The following is a 16,857-nucleotide window of genomic DNA, read 5'->3' on the forward strand; positions in this document are numbered from 1 at the left end:
GGCTATCGGTTCTGCTGGTCGGCGCGGTCCACGCCGTCCCAGACGCTGGAGTACCAGGGCCGGCCGGTGCCGCCCTGGTCGGTGCGGTGCCGCCGGGCCGCCCCGGGGTCGTTCATCGTGAAGGCGGTCTCGCCGGGCATCACGTAGTGGAGGTGCTGGCGGGCGAGCCGCTTGACGTAGGCGTCGTCCTGGAGGCGGGCCTTCTCGTCGCGCAGCCGTTCGACGCGGGCGGCGGCCTCCTCGGCCAGCCGCTCCTGCTCGGCGATCTCGCCGCGCTGCGACACGTACTGGCGCATCGGGTAGGCGAGGGCGACGACCATGGTGCAGACGACGAGGGCGAGGAAGGCGGCCCGGCCGGTGAGCCGGGAGCGGCGCGCCTGGCGGCGGCTCTGGGAACGGTAGACGCGGGCGGCGGTCTGCTCGCCGAGCAGCCGCAGCCTCGTCGCGGTCGAGAACCGGTCCCGGTCCTGGCCCATCGGCTCGCCCCTCCTCACGTACGACGTCCCCGGACACGGTACGGGACCGTGGCCGGGGACGTACGCAACCGGGGGCGACGAGGCGCCGGCCCCCGCTCGTTCAGTCGTTCGCGGGGCGGAACCGCGGGAACGCGCTGCGGCCGGCGTACACCGCGGCGTCGTCGAGGATCTCCTCGATGCGCAGGAGCTGGTTGTACTTGGCGACGCGCTCGGAGCGGGCCGGGGCGCCGGTCTTGATCTGGCCGCAGTTGGTGGCGACGGCCAGGTCGGCGATGGTGACGTCCTCGGTCTCGCCGGAGCGGTGGGACATCATGCACTTGAAGCCGTTGCGCTGGGCCAGCTCGACGGCGTCCAGGGTCTCCGTGAGGGAGCCGATCTGGTTGACCTTGACGAGCAGGGCGTTGGCCGCGCCCTCCTCGATGCCGCGGGCCAGGCGCTCCGGGTTGGTGACGAACAGGTCGTCGCCGACGAGCTGGACCTTCGAGCCGAGCTTCTCGGTGATGGTCTTCCAGCCGTCCCAGTCGTCCTCGAACAGCGGGTCCTCGATGGAGACGAGCGGGTACGAGGCGACGAGCTCCTCGTAGTACTCGGTCATCTCGGCGGCCGTGCGGGACTTGCCCTCGAAGGCGTACGCGCCGTCCTTGTAGAACTCGGACGCGGCGACGTCCAGGGCGAGCGCGATGTCCTTGCCCGGGGTGTAGCCGGCCTGCTTGATCGCCTCCAGGATGAGGTCGAGGGCGGCGCGGTTGGACTCCAGGTTCGGGGCGAAGCCGCCCTCGTCGCCGAGGCCGGTGGACAGGCCCTTGTCCTTCAGGACCTTCTTCAGGGTGTGGTAGACCTCGGTGCCCCAGCGCAGGGCCTCGGAGAAGGACTCCGCGCCGATCGGGGCGATCATGAACTCCTGGATGTCCACGTTGGAGTCGGCGTGCGAGCCGCCGTTCAGGATGTTCATCATCGGCACCGGCAGCAGGTGCGCGTTCGGGCCGCCCAGGTAGCGGAAGAGCGGCAGGTCGGACGCCTCGGAGGCGGCGTGCGCCACGGCGAGGGAGACGCCGAGGATGGCGTTGGCGCCGAGGGAGGACTTGTCCGGGGTGGCGTCCAGGTCGAACATCGCCTGGTCGATCAGCCGCTGCTCGGTGGCGTCGTAGCCGACGAGCTCCGGGCCGATCTGCTCGATGACGGCGAGCACGGCCTTCTCGACACCCTTGCCGAGGTAGCGGTCCTTGTCACCGTCGCGGAGCTCGAGGGCCTCGAACGCACCGGTGGAGGCACCGGACGGGACGGCAGCACGGCCGGTGCTGCCGTCGTCGAGGCCGACCTCGACCTCGACCGTGGGGTTGCCTCGGGAGTCCAGGATTTCCCGGGCTACGACGACGTCGATGGACGGCACGAGCATCTCCTTCTGGGATGTGACGCATGGAGTGCAGGATCTTTGGCCTTGCGGCAAGAGCCTAACCGCCCCGGAGGGCCGGGGCCCGCGACCGCCCGCCCGCTGGGACGAAAAAGGGCACGAAGCGGTGGATTGCGGGGTGAACAGCCGCCATTCCTACTGGACGGTAACCACCTTGAGCGCCCCCGTTCTCATCCGTCCTGGACCGGTTTGCCCCGAAACGGGGGAGGCCCCGGCTCGCCGCGTACGGGGGATGCGCGACGAGCCGGGGCCGGCTCGGGGGGGGGAGCGGCCGGCCGGGTGGGTCCGGCCGGACCGCCTCCGGGTCAGCTCAGGTGGAGCTGCTGGCCCGGGTAGATGAGGTCGGCGTCGTCGACGATGTCCTCGTTCAGGTCGAACAGCTTCTTCCAGCCGCCCTTGACGCCCTCGGCCGTGGCGATGGAGCTGAGCGTGTCGCCGGCCTTGACCTCGTACTCGCCGTCGCCCTTCTCGACCTTCTCGCCGGTCGGGGTGGTGACGGTCTCGGCCTTGGCCTTGGGGGCCGCCGCCTTGGGGGCCGCCGCCTCGGGCTGGGCCGGCTTGGGCGCGGTGCGCTGCTCGCTGCGCGTGGTGGGCTCCTCGGCGGTGCGCTCGGCGGCGGCGCCGCCACCGTACGGCGCGCTGGACAGGCCGACGCCGCAGACCGGCCAGGCGCCCTTGCCCTGGCCCGCGAGGACCTTCTCGGCGATCTCTATCTGCTGGGCCTTGCTGGCCCGGTCGGCGGTGGAGGCGTACTGCGTGCCGCCGTACGCGGCCCACGTGGAGGCCGAGAACTGCAGGCCGCCGTAGTAGCCGTTGCCGGTGTTGATGGACCAGTTGCCGCCGGACTCGCACTGCGCGACGCGGTCCCACTCGGAGGCGGTCGCGGCGCTGGCGGACGTGGCGCCCATCAGCGGGGCGGCGACGGCCACGCCGGTGATGCCGGCGAACGCGACGAGACGGACGGCCTTGGACGGGCGACGGTGCTTTCCCTTGCCGGAATCGGAATTCAGCATGGCGGATCTCCTCACCGACGCCTACGAGGTGAGCTGTCGGGTTCGGGCCTGGTGAGTGCCCGGCCGCGCGCTGGGCGCGCGGCTTCACCCCGAGCCGGTTCCGGTCGTCTCTCAACGGCCGGGCCCGGCACTTACCTTGGGTCCCCCGCTCCTGCCTACGGCGCTGGAAGCGTCGACTGTTCCCGTCGTCCGGCGGCAGGATTCGGCGTTACCGGTCGGACGGGGCCCGCGGTGGCGAGCGGTATCGACGGTAAGCACAGACCCGCCCCAAGTTCAAAGGGGGACATCCGGGTCAATCCACCCCTACGCGCCCACCTCTTGCGGGTGTTTGCGCAGGTAGGGGCGGAGACGGGCGGATCGGGCGGCGCAGGGGCGCGAGTTGGGGCAAAGAGACTCTTGTCTCACTTCCGAGAAACGGACATTCGGCCCGTAACTACCCCTCATTCACGCCCAGATCGAGGCTCTGGCCAGGGAGGATGAGATCGGGGTCGGTACCCACGGTCTCGCGGTTCGCGTCGTAGAGCGCCGGCCAGCCGCCGGCCAGCTCGTGGGTGTCCGCGATGGCCCACAGGTTGTCGCCGGGCTGGACGGTGTACGTGCCGTCCGCGGCGAGGCCCTCCGCAGTACGTGCCGTTCCGTCACCCCGCGAGGTGTGTCTACCGGTTTCACGCCCACTGACCGCATTGCCGGATTCAGCGGATTCGCCGGACTCGCCGGAGTCATCGGTGGCGCCCGGAACGGTCGGAGCGGTCGTGGCCTCCTCCTTGGCCGGCTCGCCGCGGTGCCTGCCCGTGCCGGAGGCGGAGCCGCCCGTGCCGCCGTCGGCCGCGGGCGCGTCGCCGGAGGCGGCGGGGTCCGCGGGGTCGTCGGAGGGCGCGGTCGGCGTGACCGTCGCGTCCGGGACGGCGGGGGCGGTGGCCTTCCCGCCGCCCTCGGCCGTGCCGGAGGGGGTCGTGGCGCCCTCGGTGGCGGCCTTCCCGTCCCGCGCGGCGGGCTCCTTCGACGCCCCGGCGTCCGCACCGGTGCTCGCGGACGGCTCCGGCGTGGCACCCGGGCCGGTCTCCGCCGGGGCGGGGTCGCCCGCACCGGCCAGGCCCGCGATGGGCGCACAGGTCTCCCACGCGGCGGAGCCCCGCGCGGCGAAGACCTTCTCCGCGACGGCGATCTGCTGGGAGCGGCTGGCGAGGTCGGCGCGCGGCGCGTACGCCGTGCCCCCGTACGCCTGCCAGGTCTCCTGCGAGAACTGGAGGCCGCCGTAGTAGCCGTTGCCGAGGTCGGCGCTCCACATGCCGCCGGTCTCGCACTCGGCGACCCGGTCCCAGGTGGCGGCGTCGGCGGCGGACGCGGTGCCCGCGCCGAGCAGCGGCAGGGCGATCGCCGATCCGGTCACCCCCGCGGCGACGACGAGGGCGGGAGCCTGACGGGGTCGACGGTGTCGTCCGTTCCCGGAGCGCATGCGTTGGACCTTTCGCGTGACTGCTGAGGTGACGGTGAACGTAGCGGCATTCGAACGCCAGTCACAAGTCGATGCAGGGGAGATTACGCGAACATCACAGAGCTGATGGTCCGTCAGGCCCTTTCGGGGGTGAACTCCACCGGGAGGGTCCGCAGCCCGCGCATGATGAGCCCGCCGCGCCACCGCAGTTCGTCCGGGTCGACGGCGAGGCGCAGGTCGGGCAGGCGCGTCAGCAGCGTGGCCAGCGCGGCCTGCCCCTCCAGCCGGGCGAGCGGCGCGCCCAGGCAGTAGTGGATGCCGTGCCCGTACCCGAGGTGCTGGTTGTCGGTCCGCCCGAGGTCCAGGGTGTCCGGGGCGTCGAACCGCTCCGGGTCCCGGTCGGCCGCGGCGAGGACGACGAGGACGGGTTCGCCGGGCTCGATCCGCTGCCCGCCGAGGACGAGCGGCTGCGTCGCGTAACGCCAGGTCGCCAGCTCGACCGGCCCGTCGTAGCGCAGCAGTTCCTCCACGGCCGTGGCGAGCAGCCCCGTCTCGCCCGCGGCGAGGGACCGCTGGAGGCGGGCGCGCTCGCCGGGGTTGCGGAGCAGGGCGTACGTGCCGTTGCCGATGAGGTTGACGGTCGTCTCGAAACCCGCGAACAGGAGGATGAAGGCCATCGCGGCGGCCTCGTTCCCGGTGAGGTGCTCGCCGTGGTCGGAGGCGCGGATGAGGCCGGAGATCAGGTCGTCGCCGAGGTCCTCCCGCTTCCGCTCGATCAGGTCGACGAGGTACGCCCGCATCCGCTTCACGGCCCGCGCGACACCGCCGCGCGGGCTCTCCCGCCGCCCGCCCCCCTCGGACGAGGACGCCGTCCGGCCGCCGTGCCGGATCATCTGCCCGGCCCAGTCCCGGAAGTCGTCCTGGTCCTCGGCGGGCACACCGAGCATGTCGCAGATGGCGTAGATGGGGAGGGGGAAGGCGAACTCGTGGATGAGGTCGGCCTCTCCCCGCGCGGCGAAGCCGTCGATCAGGCGGTCCGTCAGCTCCTGCACACGGGGGGCGAACTCCGCGACCCGGCGCGGGGTGAACGCCTTCGACACGAGCCGGCGCAGCCTCGTGTGGTCCGGCGGGTCGATGTTGAGCAGGTGCGTCATCAGCTCGGCCTTGCGCTCCCCCGGGATGCCCGTCTTGCCCTTGGCGTGCGCGGGCCCGCCGTGGTGCGCGGGGTCCTTGCTGAGCCGCTGGTCGGCGAGGGCCTGCCGGGCGTCGGCGTACCGGGTGACCAGCCACGCCTCGACGCCGCTGGGCAGCCGGGTCCGGTGCACGGGCGCGTGCTCCCGCAGCCAGGCGTACGCCGGGTACGGGTCGGTGGCGAACTCCCAGGTGAAGAGTTCGGGGGGCGCGGCGGGGTCGTGGGCGGCGTTCACCCCCCGACGGTATCCGCCCCGCCGCCGGGGTCCTCCGCGGCACCCGGGTACCCGGCGTCGGCGGCCTTGCGCATCCAGGCGGCGGCCTCGTCCAGGCGGCCGTCCTTCTCCAGGAGGCGGGCGAGGAGGAAGGCGCCGTAGGGGTCGCCGAGCTCGAAGCCCTTCTCGTACCAGGTGCGGGCCTGGTCCCGGTCGCCGCTGCTCTCCAGGAAGGCACCCAGGTGGGTCGCGTCCATGGGGTGCCAGGAGAACTCCCGCAGGTACTCCTCCGTTCCCTCCGGCGTGACCGGATCGTGCCGCGCCAGGTGCCCCTCCCTGCGGGTGTCACCGGCGTCGACCGCGCGGCGGAAGAAGATCTCCGCGAGCAGCGACTCGCCCCGGTACAGGTGGTACGCGCCGAGGCTGCCCGCGACCTCCGCGTACTCGGCCTCGAACGCGTCCACGTAGTACTTGAGGGCGCCCTGGTCGTCGCCCAGGCCGAACAGCAGATCGCCCAGGTGGTGCGCCGCTTCCGGGTCTCCCCCGTCCGCGCCCTTGCGGAGCCACCCCATCGCCCGGTCCCGCAGCAGCGTTCCCAGGAGGGTCGCCGCTCCGACGTCACCCGCCTCGGCGGCCCGTTCCAGGTAGGGCTCCGCCGCGCGGGCCTCGCCCCGGTCGGCCAGCACCCGGCCCAGCTCGGCCATCGCGCCCGGGTGCCCGGCGTCGGCGGCCCCGCGCAGCCAGTCCTCGTCGTGGAGGAGCTGTGCCAGGCGGTACATCGCCTCCCGGTCGTCCGCCCTCGCCCACGCCCGGAAGTGCTGCAGGGCCCGTACGGAGACGGCCTGCCGGTCGTGGGCGAGGGCCAGGTCCCACACCTCGTACGGGACGCGCGGCAGCCCCTTGGTCACCAGGGCCTTCCCGATCAAGGAGCCGTACGCGGCCAGCTCCGCCGTGCCCGGCGCCTCCACGAGCAGGCCCGTCACGCCGAGGCGCGGCCGGGTCGCCCAGGCGAGGGCCGCGTCGAACGCCTCGGCGTGCTTGGGGGCGTACGTCTCGTACACGGCCCGGACCAAGTCGCGCGGCAGCGGCCCGGTGAGTCCGCAGCGGGCCAGGTCGAGGGCGGCGCGGACCACCTGGTGGCCGGACCGGTTCCCGGCGGGGCGCCCGGCCCGCCGCCACTCCTCCCACAGCTCGGGCCCGACCGCCAGGTACTCGGTCACGCTCCGGTCGCCGCGCCAGGTGTACGCACCTCGGAGGTGCGCGTCCCGCGCGCCCTTCAGACGGGCCAGCTCGGCGGCGCTCCATTCGAGGTCCAGTTCGACGGTCCGGGCGCGGCCGAGGAGGCGCGCGGACGTCAGGGAGCCGAAGCGGTACTCGTCGTAGGCGGCGTCGGACATCGTGGCGACGACCGGCACGCCCATCGCCATGAAGCGGGACAGCAGCGCGGCGTCGAGGCCCCGGTCGGCGTCCAGGTAGCGCTCCAGGTCGTCCAGCCACAGCACGCAGTCGTTGTCCCGGGCGCGGATCCACCCGGGCAGCGTCCGCAGGTCCGTGCCGGGCAGCGGGACGCACACCTCGGTGCCGGGGGCGAACCGGCGCAGGTGCGCCCACGCGGTCGTCGTCTTCCCGGACAGCCGCTCCCCCGTGATCACCAGGAAGCCGCACTCCCCCGCCTCGGCCAGGTCCGCGTCGCGGTCCCGGGGGACGTACGGCCCCTCGTGCCGGGTGCCGAGGGCGAGCGGATCGGCCGTCGCCGCTTCCCACCAGAGGGCCGGGTCGTCGGGTGCTTCCGCGCCGTACTGGACGCTGCCGATGTACCCCGCCTGGACGAGGTGGGCGGCGGTGCCGCCGGAGACGGTGTTCCGGGTGGGGACGGCGGGGGCGTCCCCGGCCGGGGGTGCCTCGTCGGCGGGGCGGTGCACGTCGCGACGGAGGTCGCGGGTGCGTTCCGACGCGGTGACCTCCCTCGCGAAGGAGCACAGCTCGGCCAGGGTCCGCGGGTCGCGGGTGGCCGCCCAGCGCAGCCAGTGCTCGGCCTCGGCGCGGACCACGTGGGGGCCGCCGTCCACCCGTGCGCGGGCGGCCCGGTCGTTGGCCACCAGCTGGCCGAAGCCGCGGGCGGCCGGCCTGTCGAACGCCTTCAGCCGCTCGATCAGCTCCCCATGCCTCTCCGACCGGACCGCGCGGAGCACGGTGGTGACGGTCACGTCCCGCGTCTGGTCCCCGCCCACCGGTCCTCCCCAACTCGCAAGCCCTGACGGGCCGGAGGGCCACGTTACCCAGCCGGGCCGTCACCCGGCCGGGTGGCCCTCCGCCGCGCGGATCGCGTCGCGGTACGCGCGGGCCGCCGCCCGCAGCGCGGCCTCCGGGTCCACGCCGTCCGCCTCCGCGCGGGCCGCCAGCTCCAGCAGCGCGTAGCCGACGCCCTCCCCGGACGGCGGCTCGACGTCCAGGCCGGCGTTGCGGACCCGGCTCGCGAGCTTCGCCGCCAGGGCGAGGCCCGGCTGCCCCAGGGGGACGCCGTCCGTGACGGAGGCGCGCCGCTTCTCGACGGCCTTGGTGCGCAGCCAGTGCTCCTTGACCTGCTCGGGCGTCTCGGCAGTCTCCTCGCCGAAGACGTGCGGGTGGCGGTGGACGAGCTTCTCGACCAGGCCGCCCGCCACGTCGTCGAGGGAGAACGGCTCCTCCTCGGCCTCCTCGGCGATCCGGGCGTGGAAGACGACCTGGAGGAGGACGTCGCCCAGCTCCTCGCGCAGCTCCTCGCGGTCGCCGTCCTCGATCGCCTCGACCAGCTCGTACGCCTCCTCGATGGCGTACTTGGCGAGGCCCCGGTGGGTCTGGCGGGACGACCAGGGGCACTCGCGGCGGATGCGGTCCATCACCTCGACGAGGTCGAGGAGGCGGGCGCCCGGCAGGTCGTACGAACCGGGGAGCAGCTCCAGGTCGGGCATGGCGACGCGGCCGGAGCCGGCCAGGCGGGCCAGGCCGTCGGTGAGGTCCCGGTCGCCCTCGCCGGTGGCGAGGACGACGACCGTGCGGTCCCCGGCGCACGCGTCGACGAGCTCCCGCACCGTGGGCTCCGCGGTCTCGACGGCGACCCCCGCCTCGCGGAGGTACGGGAGCTGCGGGTGGTCCGGGTCGGGACACAGCACCGCGTCGGCGGCGTGCAGGGTCTGCCACGCCGGCCAGGACAGCACGCCGGGGGCCACCCGGTGGCTGGTGGTGAGGAGGACGAGGCGGCCGGTGCCGGGGGTGTCTGCGGCTTGAGCGTTCACCCTTCGAACCTACCGCCCCGGCCCTACGCCCCCGTCGGGGCCGCCCCCGGGTCCTGGGTGACCTGGCGGAGCCAGGGGGCCTGGTAGCGGCCGAGCTGGATCTTCTCGTGGTCCCAGGTGCCGTACCGGGGGTTCACGTCGATGCCGAGCTCCTCGGAGGCGGCGCCGAACAGGTCGGTGAGCTTCTTCTGGCCCTCGGGGGAGCCCGTCACGCCGTGCTTCTCGGCGATCTTGTTCATGAGGATGTTGCGCCGGACGACCCCGTCGATCTCGCCGGGCGCGGTGCCCTGCTGCTGGAGCAGCATCGCGGCGAGCTGCCCGTCCCCGCCGTACTGGCGGGCGGCGTCGCGCCGGGTCTGCTGGACCTCCTTGCGGCTGACCGTGATCCCGGCGTCGGCGGCGACCTTCTCCACCAGCCGGTCGAAGATCATCCCGTTGAGCTTCTCGCGGCTCAGGTCGCCCGTGGCGCGGATCAGCTGGTCGGCCTGGAGCGAGGCCTCCTGCGCCGAGCGGACGTCCCGGACCTGCGCCTGGAGCGCGGCCGTCTCGATGCGGTCCCCGCCCACGACGGCCGCCGCGCCCGGGTGGGCGTCGCTGCCGCAGGCGGTGAGGAGGGGGGCCGCGACGAGGAGGGCGGCGGACACGGAGAGCGCGGTGCGACGGCGGCGGTGCAAAGGGGCCTCCCGGCGTGGGTCGTACGTCAGAGTCAACGACCTTGCGGTGATCGATGGTAAGCAGTGGATGTGGCCCGGGCCACTACTTCGGAGCCACTTCTGCCAACGAGTCACGGTCCTCCGGGTTCTCGGGCCGCAGCATGATCGTCCGGGAGACGACGAACGTGACGGGGACGGCCGCCGCCGCGGCGAGCAGCGGCGCGTACCGGCTGGACAGGCCCGCCACGCCGACCAGCAGCCAGACGCCGGCGGTGGTGATCACGAAGTTCGCGGCGTTGGTGAGGGGGAACAGCAGGAACTTCCGCCAGGTGGGGCGGGTGCGGTAGGTGAAGTGGCTGTTGAGGAAGAACGAGCCGGTCATCGACAGCAGGAACGCGACGACGTGCGCGGCCACGTACGGCAGGCCGCACGCCAGGAACAGCAGGTAGCAGCCGTAGTACGTGCCGGTGTTCACCACCCCCACCAGGGCGAACCTGACGATCTGGCCGCTGACGCCGGTCATCTTCGGCTGAACTCCCCCGGGGACGGCTCGGTGCTCGGCACGCCCGTGTTCGCCGCCTTCACCAGGAAGTGCGGGCGCCGCTTCACCTCGTAGTAGATACGTCCCACATACTCCCCGATCAGGCCGAGCATCACCATCTGGACACCGGCGAGCGCGGTGACGGCGACCAGGAGGGTGACGTACCCGGGGGTGTCGACGCCGTTGAGGAGGGCGTCGCCGACGATCCACGCCGCGTAGAGAAAGGCCGTGGAGAGCAGGAGGAAACCCAGGTAGAAGGCGGCGCGGAGCGGTTTGTCGTTGAAGGAGAGCAGACCGTCGAGCCCGTAGTTGAGGAGTTTGCGGAACGTCCATTTCGAGCGGCCCTGTTCGCGCGTCTCGTTCTGGTACTCGAACGTCGTGGTGGGGAATCCGATCCAGGCGAAGATCCCTTTCGAAAAGCGGTTGTACTCGGTGAGTTCCAGCACCGCGTCGACGGCCCGGCGGGACAGCAGCCGGAAGTCCCCGACGCCGTCGAGCAGCTCCACGTCGACGAGCCGGTTGACCACCCGGTAGTAGGCGCGGGCGAGCAGGGTGCGCGTGACGCGGTCGCCGTCGCGGGTGCGGCGGGCGACGACCTGGTCGTAGCCGTCGGCGTGCAGGTCCAGCATGCGGCCGACGAGCCGCGGCGGGTGCTGGAGGTCGGCGTCCATGAGGACCACCGCGTCACCGGCGGCGTGGCGGAGCCCGGCGAGCATGGCGGCCTCCTTGCCGAAGTTCCGGCTGAAGGAGACGTACCGGACGCGGGGGTCGGCGGCGGCCCGCTCCTGGAGGAGTTCCAGCGTGCGGTCGCGGCTCCCGTCGTCCACGTAGACGAGTTCGAAGTCCGCCGCGAGGCGGCCCAGTTCCTCCGTCACGTGCGCGTGGAACCGGGCGATGATCTCCTCTTCGTCGAAGCAGGGCACCACTATCGAGATCAGCACGGCGACCACGGAAACGGCCGCGCGTGTCGGGTGCGGACCCCTTCCGTGGCGGGCAGGCGGCGATTGGATGAACTCGCTTTCGCCGCCCGGGAATTCCCGCTTTCCCGGTGTCATATTCGGGGCGTGGCCGAGTCCCGTACCCCTCCGTCCGCTCCGCGCGCCTGCGGCGCGGCCGCGCTGCTCGCCGTACTCGCCGTCTGCGCCGGCGACGCCGCCGCCCGGACCTTCCCCTTCGGGCCGCGCACGCGCGCCGTCAACGACCTCGGCAACCAGTTCGTGCCGTTCCACGCCCACCTGTGGGACCTGCTGCACGGGCGGGTCGAGGGCGGGCCGCTGAACTGGCGGTCGGGGTACGGGACCAGTCTGCTGCCCGACCTGGGAACCTATCTGACCAGCCCGTTCGCCCTGCTCGTCGGGGTGTTCCCGCGGGACCGGATCGACCTGGCCGTGTACGTGGTGACGGTGCTGAAGCTCGGCGCGGCGGCCGGCGCCATGGCGCTGGCGCTGCTGCGGCAGCGGCGGGGCAGCCGGTGGGGGGCGGCCGTGCTGGGCGCCGCGTACGCGCTGTGCGGCTGGGCGGTGGTGGAGGCCGCGTACAACCCGATGTGGCTGGACGGGCTGATCGCCTTCCCGCTGCTGTGCCTGGTCGCCGCGTGGGTGCGGGAGGGGCGACGGCCGGTGCTGGGGCCCGTGGTGGTCGCCGTGTGCTGGGCGGCCAACTTCTACACCGCGTACATGGCGACGCTCGGCGCGGCGCTGGTGCTGCTCGCGCGGGGCGGGGCGCGTCCCCGGGTGCTGGGGCGGGCGGTGGCGACGGTGGGGCTGGGGATCGGGATCGCCGCGCCCGTGCTGGTCCCGGTGTTCCTGGGGTCGCAGCACGCCTACCCGGGGTGGACGCGGCACTTCGACGCGGCCCCGTGGGCGGACGTGGCGGCGCGGGTGCTGCCGGCGACGTACAGCTTCTTCACGCCGGCGCTGTTCCTGGGGGCGGGGGCGCTGCTGCCGGCCGCCGCACTGCCGTTCCACCGGGGGGTGGCCCGGCGGGAGCGGCTGGTGTGGAGCGGGTTGGTGGCGGGGGTGCTGCTGTCCGCGCAGTGGGAGCCGACCCATCTGGTGTGGCACGTCTTCGCCACGCCGAACGGCAGCCCGTACCGGCAGACGTTCGTCCTGGCGGGGGTCGTGGTGATGGCCGCGTGGACGGCGGTGGCCGCGGGCTGGCCGGGGTGGCGGGCGCTGCTGGGCGGGGTGGGCGTGCTGGCCGCCGTGGCGGTGGCGGCGGCGGGCAGCGCGCTGGTGACGGGCGCGGCGTACGCGCTGTTCGCGGGCGGGGTGGCCGCCGCCGCGGGGGCGGTCGTCCTCCTGGGGCGTGCGGGACCTGTGGGACCGTCGGTGCGGGGGCGGCGGGTGGTGCGGGCCGTGGGGGGCGCGCTGCTGGCGGGCGCCGTCGTCGTGCCGGCCGCGGCCACCACGGCGTACGCCGACCGGGAGCGGCCCGCGCGGCTCGACCACTACCCGGCGTGGGGCGGCGCGCACGACGCGCGGGCGGCGGCCATGCGCGCCGTCGACGGCTGGCCCGCCTACCGGACCGACCCGGGGCGGCCCCAGCTCACCGGCAACGACCCGCTGTTGGTGGGCGGGCAGGGCGCCGCGTACTACAGCAGTCACACGCCACAGGTGTGGACGCGGACCCTGGCCGCGCTGGGCGGCGGCTGGACGTCGCACGGCCGCAGCCTGCAGAGCCTCGACAACCCGGTGACGGACGCCCTGTTCGCGGTGGGCGCGCGCTGGCGGGACGGGGTGCTGGTGCGGAACGGGGAGCGGCTGCCGCTGGTGACGGTACGGCCGGGGGCCGGTTCCGACGGGCGGGAACTCCGGTACGGGCCTTCCGCGTTCCGCAATCAGGAGCTGCTGCTCGGGTCACGCGTCTACGACCTCCCCGCGGACGGCGCGTGCCCGGTCGGCAGCGACGTCTTCGTCTGGGCGCCCGACTTCACCGGCACGGCGCGCCTGGGCGGTACGGGCCGGCCGGTCGAGCTGCGCGGCGGGCTGCCCAAGCGGCGGGCCGCCATGGCCCCGCTCGGCACGCAGCGCGCGGCCGGCGTGCGCGTGCAGTGGCGGGGGCGGGGCGCCGTGCCCGAGGGCTCCGTCGGCTGCCTCGACCGGGGGCGGCTGAGCGAGGCGGTGGCCCGGCTGCGGACGACCGCGGCGGTGGACGTGCGGGTGGACGGCGGCGGGGTGCGCGCCGTGCTCCCGCCGGGCGCGCACGGGGTGGCGGTCCTGGCGGCGCCCCGGATCGCCGGGTGGCGGTGCGGGGGGCGGCCGGCCGGGGAGTACCTGGGCCTGGTCGCCGTGGACGTCCCGGACGGGTCGCCGGTGAGCTGCGCGTTCCGCCCGCCGGGGCTGCGGGCCGGGACGGTGGTCGGGGCGGCGGCGCTGCTGGTGCTGGTGCTGGTGGGGGTGGTGGTGCGCCTCCGGCGCGCGCGTCGCCCGCACGCCACCGAGACTTCACCCGTGCACCACCGTGCCGTCTCCCGGGAACCGGCCGGTGCGGCGTAGCTTGCCCCGCATGCCCTCCCTTCTGAGAAATCCGCTGACGCGGCGGCTGCTGCGGCCCGCCCTCTCCCTGGTCGAGCAGCGCGTGGAGCACCACGCGCGCGCCCTCCAGAAGGACCTGGACGCCCTGCACCACGAGGTGGCCGACCTGCGCCGGCAGAGCTACGGGCTCGGGCTGCTCCTCGACCACGCCGGCCGCGGCACGCACCGGGTGCCGACGCCCACGCAGGTGGACCGGCTCGTCGGCGAGGTCCGCGCGGTGACCGGCGCGGCGGACGAGCGGGTGCGCGGGGAGGTCACCGTGGCGTACCGGCACCTCGTGGCGCTGGAGGCGCTGGGGGCCGGCGGGATCGGGGGGACGGTGGCCGACGTGTGCGGGCGGCTGGCGGCGGTCCCCCTCCTCGCGGCGGGTGCCGCCGCGGACGGTGCCGGGGGTGCCGCGGGCGGGGGCGCGGACGGCACCGGGGGCGCGGGCGGGGGCGTGGTGGAGGTGCTGGAGTCCGGTGCCCGGCACGGGCTGTTCGCGGCGGCGCTGTGCCGGATGCTGCGGCGGCAGGGGGTGGAGGCGCGGCTGACGCTCGTCGGCCCGCTGGACGGCGCGCCCACCCGGGAGGAGGCCGTGCGGGACGACCTCGCGCTGGGCGGCGGGCGGCCGGACGGGGCGCGGCTGGTGCGCGGCCGGCTGGACGAGCCCCGGGTCCGCGAGCTGGTCGCGGACCGGCGGTACGGGGTGGTCCTCCTGGACGTCCCCCACGACGGCGTCCACGCCCTGGCGGCGCCGGGTGCGGTGGTGGTGGCCCCGACCCCCGTCCCGGGGCCGGGCCCGGGCCTGCGGTCCCTGGGCGAGGTCGCGGACTCCGCGTACCACCGCGCGACCGCCTGACCGCCCGGTCGGGGCGCCGGGTCAGCGACCGCGCACCTGCTGCTGGTGGGTGAGCGCCCGGCGCAGCTCGCCCGCCAGCGGGTGGTACGGGCCGTACGTGCGCTCCGTGTCGTACAGCAGGTTCTGGAGCTGCTGGTACGCCCCGGAGTGGTCGCCCGTCGTGAGCAGCAGGTGCCCGATCCGGTGCCGGATGCCGAACGCCCGGCTCGGGTCGGCGCCGGGCTGCTGCCGGGCGCTCTCGTAGTACGGCAGGATCGCCCGGTACTCGGCGAGCGCCTCCGCCGCCTCGCCGAGCTGTTCCAGGCAGAGCGCCGCGTCGTGGCGGTACTGGAGGGTCTGCGGGTCGGCCGGTCCCGCCTCGGCGGCCCGGTCGGCGGCGAGGCGGCGCAGCTCGGGCAGGGCGCGCCGGTACTGGCCGTCGTCCATGAGGGTCGTCGCGTACTGCTTGCGCAGGACGCGGACGACGTGGGAGTGCTCGCCGTGCTCGGCAGCGGCGGCCGGGAGGATCGCGCCGAGGAGGTCGACGGCCTGGGTGATGCGGCCCTCCCCGAGGAGCCGCTTCACCTCGTCGACGGCGGCGGCCACGCCGGGCCGCCCGGCGACGGGCGCGCCGGTGGCCGCGGCGCCGGACGGCGGGGCGGTCGGGGGCGGCGGGACGTGGACGGCCGCGGCGGGCGCGGAGGCCCGCTCGGGCCAGGGCGCGAGGGGGCGCGTGAAGGGCCGGGTGGGGTCCATGGGCCCGGTCGGCCCCGTGCCGCGCGCCGGGAGGAGCGGGGCGAGCGCCTCGTACACCTCCTGCGCGCCGGAGGGCCGGTGCCCGGGGTCCTTGGCGAGGAGCCGCAGCACCAGGGCCTCCAGCGCCTCGGGGGTGTCGGGGCGGAGGTGCCTGATGGGCTGCGGGGTCTCGTAGAGGTGGCGGTGGAGGACGCCGAGGGCGGTGGAGCCGGCGAAGGGCACGTTCCCGCTGAGCAGTTCGTGGAGGACGACGCCGAGGGCGTACAGGTCGGTGTACGGGCCGACGGCGCCGCCCATGGCCTGTTCGGGCGCCATGTAGGCGGGGCTGCCGATGGGCGAGCCGGTGTGCGTGAGGCGCGTCGTGTCGGTGTCGAGGACGGAGGCGACCCCCAGGTCGAGGACGGTGACCGTGCCGTCGGGCTTCACCATCACGTTGCGCGGCTTCAGGTCGCGGTGGACGATCGGCACGGCGTGGACGGCGGCCAGCACCGCGCACAGTTGGGCGGCGACGGCGACGGCCCACTGCCACGGGTACGGCTCGTGCTCGGCGAGGTGGTCGGAGAGGTCGGCGCCCTCGACGTACTGCATGACGAGGTACAGGTCGTCGCCGTCGCTGCCCGCGTCGTGCACGGTGACCAGGCCGGGGTGGGCGACCTGGGCGGTGACCCGGCACTCGCGGACGAAGCGGCGGCGCATGTCCTCCGCGTCGGCGGCGGCGGCCATGTGGTCGGGGCGCAGCAGCTTGACGGCGACGCGCCGGTCGAGCCGCCGGTCGTACGCCGTCCAGACCTGGCCCATGCCGCCCTGGCCGATGACCGTGGCCAGCTCGTACCGACCGGTGATGACCCGTCCGTTCACCGGCCGCCGTCTTCCTTCCGGAGGAGGTCGCTGAGTTCGTCCAGCTCGGCGCGGACCTGGTCGATGCGGGGCGCCGCGGGCGCACCGGCCCGCGGGGCGGCCGGGGGCCGGGGCGGGGCCGCGGGCCCCGGCACGGCGTGCGGCCGGACCTGCGGCTGCCCCCCGCCGTAGGGGGGCATCGCCGCGGGGGGCGTCCCCGTGTACGGGGTCTGCGGCGGCGGGTACCCGTGGCCGGGCGCCGGGCCGAGGGGGAACGTCGTCGCGTACGGCGCGGTGGCCGGGCGGGTGGCGCGCGGGTCGTGGTGGCGGATGTCGGCGTACAGGAAGTACCCGGTGAACAGCGCGGCGTTCAGCAGGAGGCCGCCCACCGAGAGGTTGGCCCGCATGCTGTCCGTGTCCTCCGGGATGAAGACCAGGCACGTGACCGTGAGGACCACGGAGAGGCCGAACAGCCACCAGTCGCGGGGCCGTCGCGTCACCACCGCGAGGCGCAGGGGCGCCGCCCCCGTGAGGAAGCCCAGGCTCAGCAGCGGCAGCACGGCGAACAGGACGCGGAGCACGACGACGTGGGTCGGCGTACGACGCTGCGGTGGCACGGGGCCGGGGCCGTACATGGCTCCTCCAGGAGGCCGGGTGGGGGGAAGACGTCCGATACGGGGATGAGCGTATACAGCGAC

Annotated in this window: 14 protein-coding genes and 1 riboswitch; of the genes, 2 read left to right on the top strand and 12 right to left on the bottom strand. The window is 74.7% G+C overall.

The genetic code is table 11. From position 1 onward, the window contains the following. Positions 1-2: 2 nt before the first annotated feature. The 10 genes from AC07D6_RS19560 to AC07D6_RS19605 form a co-directional block, all read right to left on the bottom strand. A complete protein-coding gene (locus tag AC07D6_RS19560; RefSeq protein ID WP_315881049.1) occupies positions 3-476 on the bottom strand; it encodes an FtsB family cell division protein in 474 nt (157 codons plus the stop codon). A 100-nt stretch (positions 477-576) separates the two neighbouring features. Then, a complete protein-coding gene (gene eno, locus AC07D6_RS19565) occupies positions 577-1,866 on the bottom strand; it encodes a phosphopyruvate hydratase (RefSeq protein ID WP_449343284.1) in 1,290 nt (429 codons plus the stop codon). 326 nt (positions 1,867-2,192) lie between these two features. Next, complete coding sequence (locus tag AC07D6_RS19570; protein ID WP_479045951.1) at positions 2,193-2,900, bottom strand: transglycosylase family protein; 708 nt, start codon at positions 2,898-2,900, stop codon at positions 2,193-2,195. A gap of 3 nt (positions 2,901-2,903) precedes the next feature. Then, a riboswitch (cyclic di-AMP (ydaO/yuaA leader) is annotated at positions 2,904-3,073 on the bottom strand. A gap of 260 nt (positions 3,074-3,333) precedes the next feature. Further along, positions 3,334-4,356, bottom strand: a complete 1,023-nt coding sequence (locus tag AC07D6_RS19575; RefSeq protein WP_479045952.1) for a transglycosylase family protein — start codon at positions 4,354-4,356, stop codon at positions 3,334-3,336. 113 nt (positions 4,357-4,469) lie between these two features. Continuing rightward, positions 4,470-5,762, bottom strand: a complete 1,293-nt coding sequence (locus AC07D6_RS19580; RefSeq protein ID WP_479045955.1) for a cytochrome P450 family protein — start codon at positions 5,760-5,762, stop codon at positions 4,470-4,472. Beyond that, positions 5,759-7,972, bottom strand: a complete 2,214-nt coding sequence (locus AC07D6_RS19585; RefSeq protein ID WP_479045958.1) for a tetratricopeptide repeat protein — start codon at positions 7,970-7,972, stop codon at positions 5,759-5,761. Before AC07D6_RS19585 ends, AC07D6_RS19580 begins: the two co-directional genes overlap by 4 nt. A 60-nt stretch (positions 7,973-8,032) precedes the next feature. Beyond that, the gene (locus AC07D6_RS19590; protein WP_479045960.1) at positions 8,033-9,016 is read right to left on the bottom strand and encodes a nucleoside triphosphate pyrophosphohydrolase; all 984 of its coding nucleotides are present in this window, start codon (positions 9,014-9,016) and stop codon (positions 8,033-8,035) included. A 23-nt stretch (positions 9,017-9,039) separates the two neighbouring features. Then, entirely contained in the window at positions 9,040-9,690 is a 651-nt protein-coding gene (locus tag AC07D6_RS19595; RefSeq protein ID WP_479045962.1) for a SurA N-terminal domain-containing protein, read from the bottom strand. 82 nt (positions 9,691-9,772) lie between these two features. Next, on the bottom strand, positions 9,773-10,192 hold the full coding sequence (locus AC07D6_RS19600; protein ID WP_479045964.1) for a GtrA family protein: 420 nt from the start codon (positions 10,190-10,192) through the stop codon (positions 9,773-9,775). Continuing rightward, on the bottom strand, positions 10,189-11,151 hold the full coding sequence (locus tag AC07D6_RS19605; RefSeq protein WP_479045967.1) for a glycosyltransferase family 2 protein: 963 nt from the start codon (positions 11,149-11,151) through the stop codon (positions 10,189-10,191). Before AC07D6_RS19605 ends, AC07D6_RS19600 begins: the two co-directional genes overlap by 4 nt. A 114-nt stretch (positions 11,152-11,265) precedes the next feature. Between AC07D6_RS19605 and AC07D6_RS19610 the strand changes: the two genes are divergently transcribed. Continuing rightward, positions 11,266-13,707 (top strand): YfhO family protein, encoded by a 2,442-nt coding sequence (locus tag AC07D6_RS19610; RefSeq protein WP_479046201.1) that lies wholly within the window; start codon positions 11,266-11,268, stop codon positions 13,705-13,707. Between the two features lie 10 nt (positions 13,708-13,717). Continuing rightward, positions 13,718-14,587 (top strand): class I SAM-dependent methyltransferase, encoded by an 870-nt coding sequence (locus AC07D6_RS19615; RefSeq protein ID WP_479045970.1) that lies wholly within the window; start codon positions 13,718-13,720, stop codon positions 14,585-14,587. 21 nt (positions 14,588-14,608) lie between these two features. Here the strand turns inward: AC07D6_RS19615 and AC07D6_RS19620 are convergent, their stop codons facing one another. Beyond that, positions 14,609-16,180, bottom strand: coding sequence for a protein kinase domain-containing protein (locus AC07D6_RS19620; protein ID WP_479045973.1), 1,572 nt, complete (start codon positions 16,178-16,180; stop codon positions 14,609-14,611). Next, positions 16,177-16,794, bottom strand: coding sequence for a hypothetical protein (locus tag AC07D6_RS19625; RefSeq protein ID WP_479045975.1), 618 nt, complete (start codon positions 16,792-16,794; stop codon positions 16,177-16,179). Before AC07D6_RS19625 ends, AC07D6_RS19620 begins: the two co-directional genes overlap by 4 nt. Positions 16,795-16,857: the final 63 nt, after the last annotated feature.

This window comes from Streptomyces sp. NPDC045287, assembly GCF_056432325.1.

What these genes read in the sequence shown, in the direction of transcription:
- AC07D6_RS19570 (WP_479045951.1), bottom strand. Translation starts at nt 2,900, where the DNA reads ATGCTGAATTCCGATTCCGGCAAGGGAAAGCACCGTCGCCCGTCCAAG.
- AC07D6_RS19575 (WP_479045952.1), bottom strand. Translation starts at nt 4,356, where the DNA reads ATGCGCTCCGGGAACGGACGACACCGTCGACCCCGTCAGGCTCCCGCC.
- AC07D6_RS19560 (WP_315881049.1), bottom strand. Translation starts at nt 476, where the DNA reads ATGGGCCAGGACCGGGACCGGTTCTCGACCGCGACGAGGCTGCGGCTG.
- AC07D6_RS19600 (WP_479045964.1), bottom strand. Translation starts at nt 10,192, where the DNA reads ATGACCGGCGTCAGCGGCCAGATCGTCAGGTTCGCCCTGGTGGGGGTG.
- AC07D6_RS19625 (WP_479045975.1), bottom strand. Translation starts at nt 16,794, where the DNA reads ATGTACGGCCCCGGCCCCGTGCCACCGCAGCGTCGTACGCCGACCCAC.
- AC07D6_RS19615 (WP_479045970.1), top strand. Translation starts at nt 13,718, where the DNA reads ATGCCCTCCCTTCTGAGAAATCCGCTGACGCGGCGGCTGCTGCGGCCC.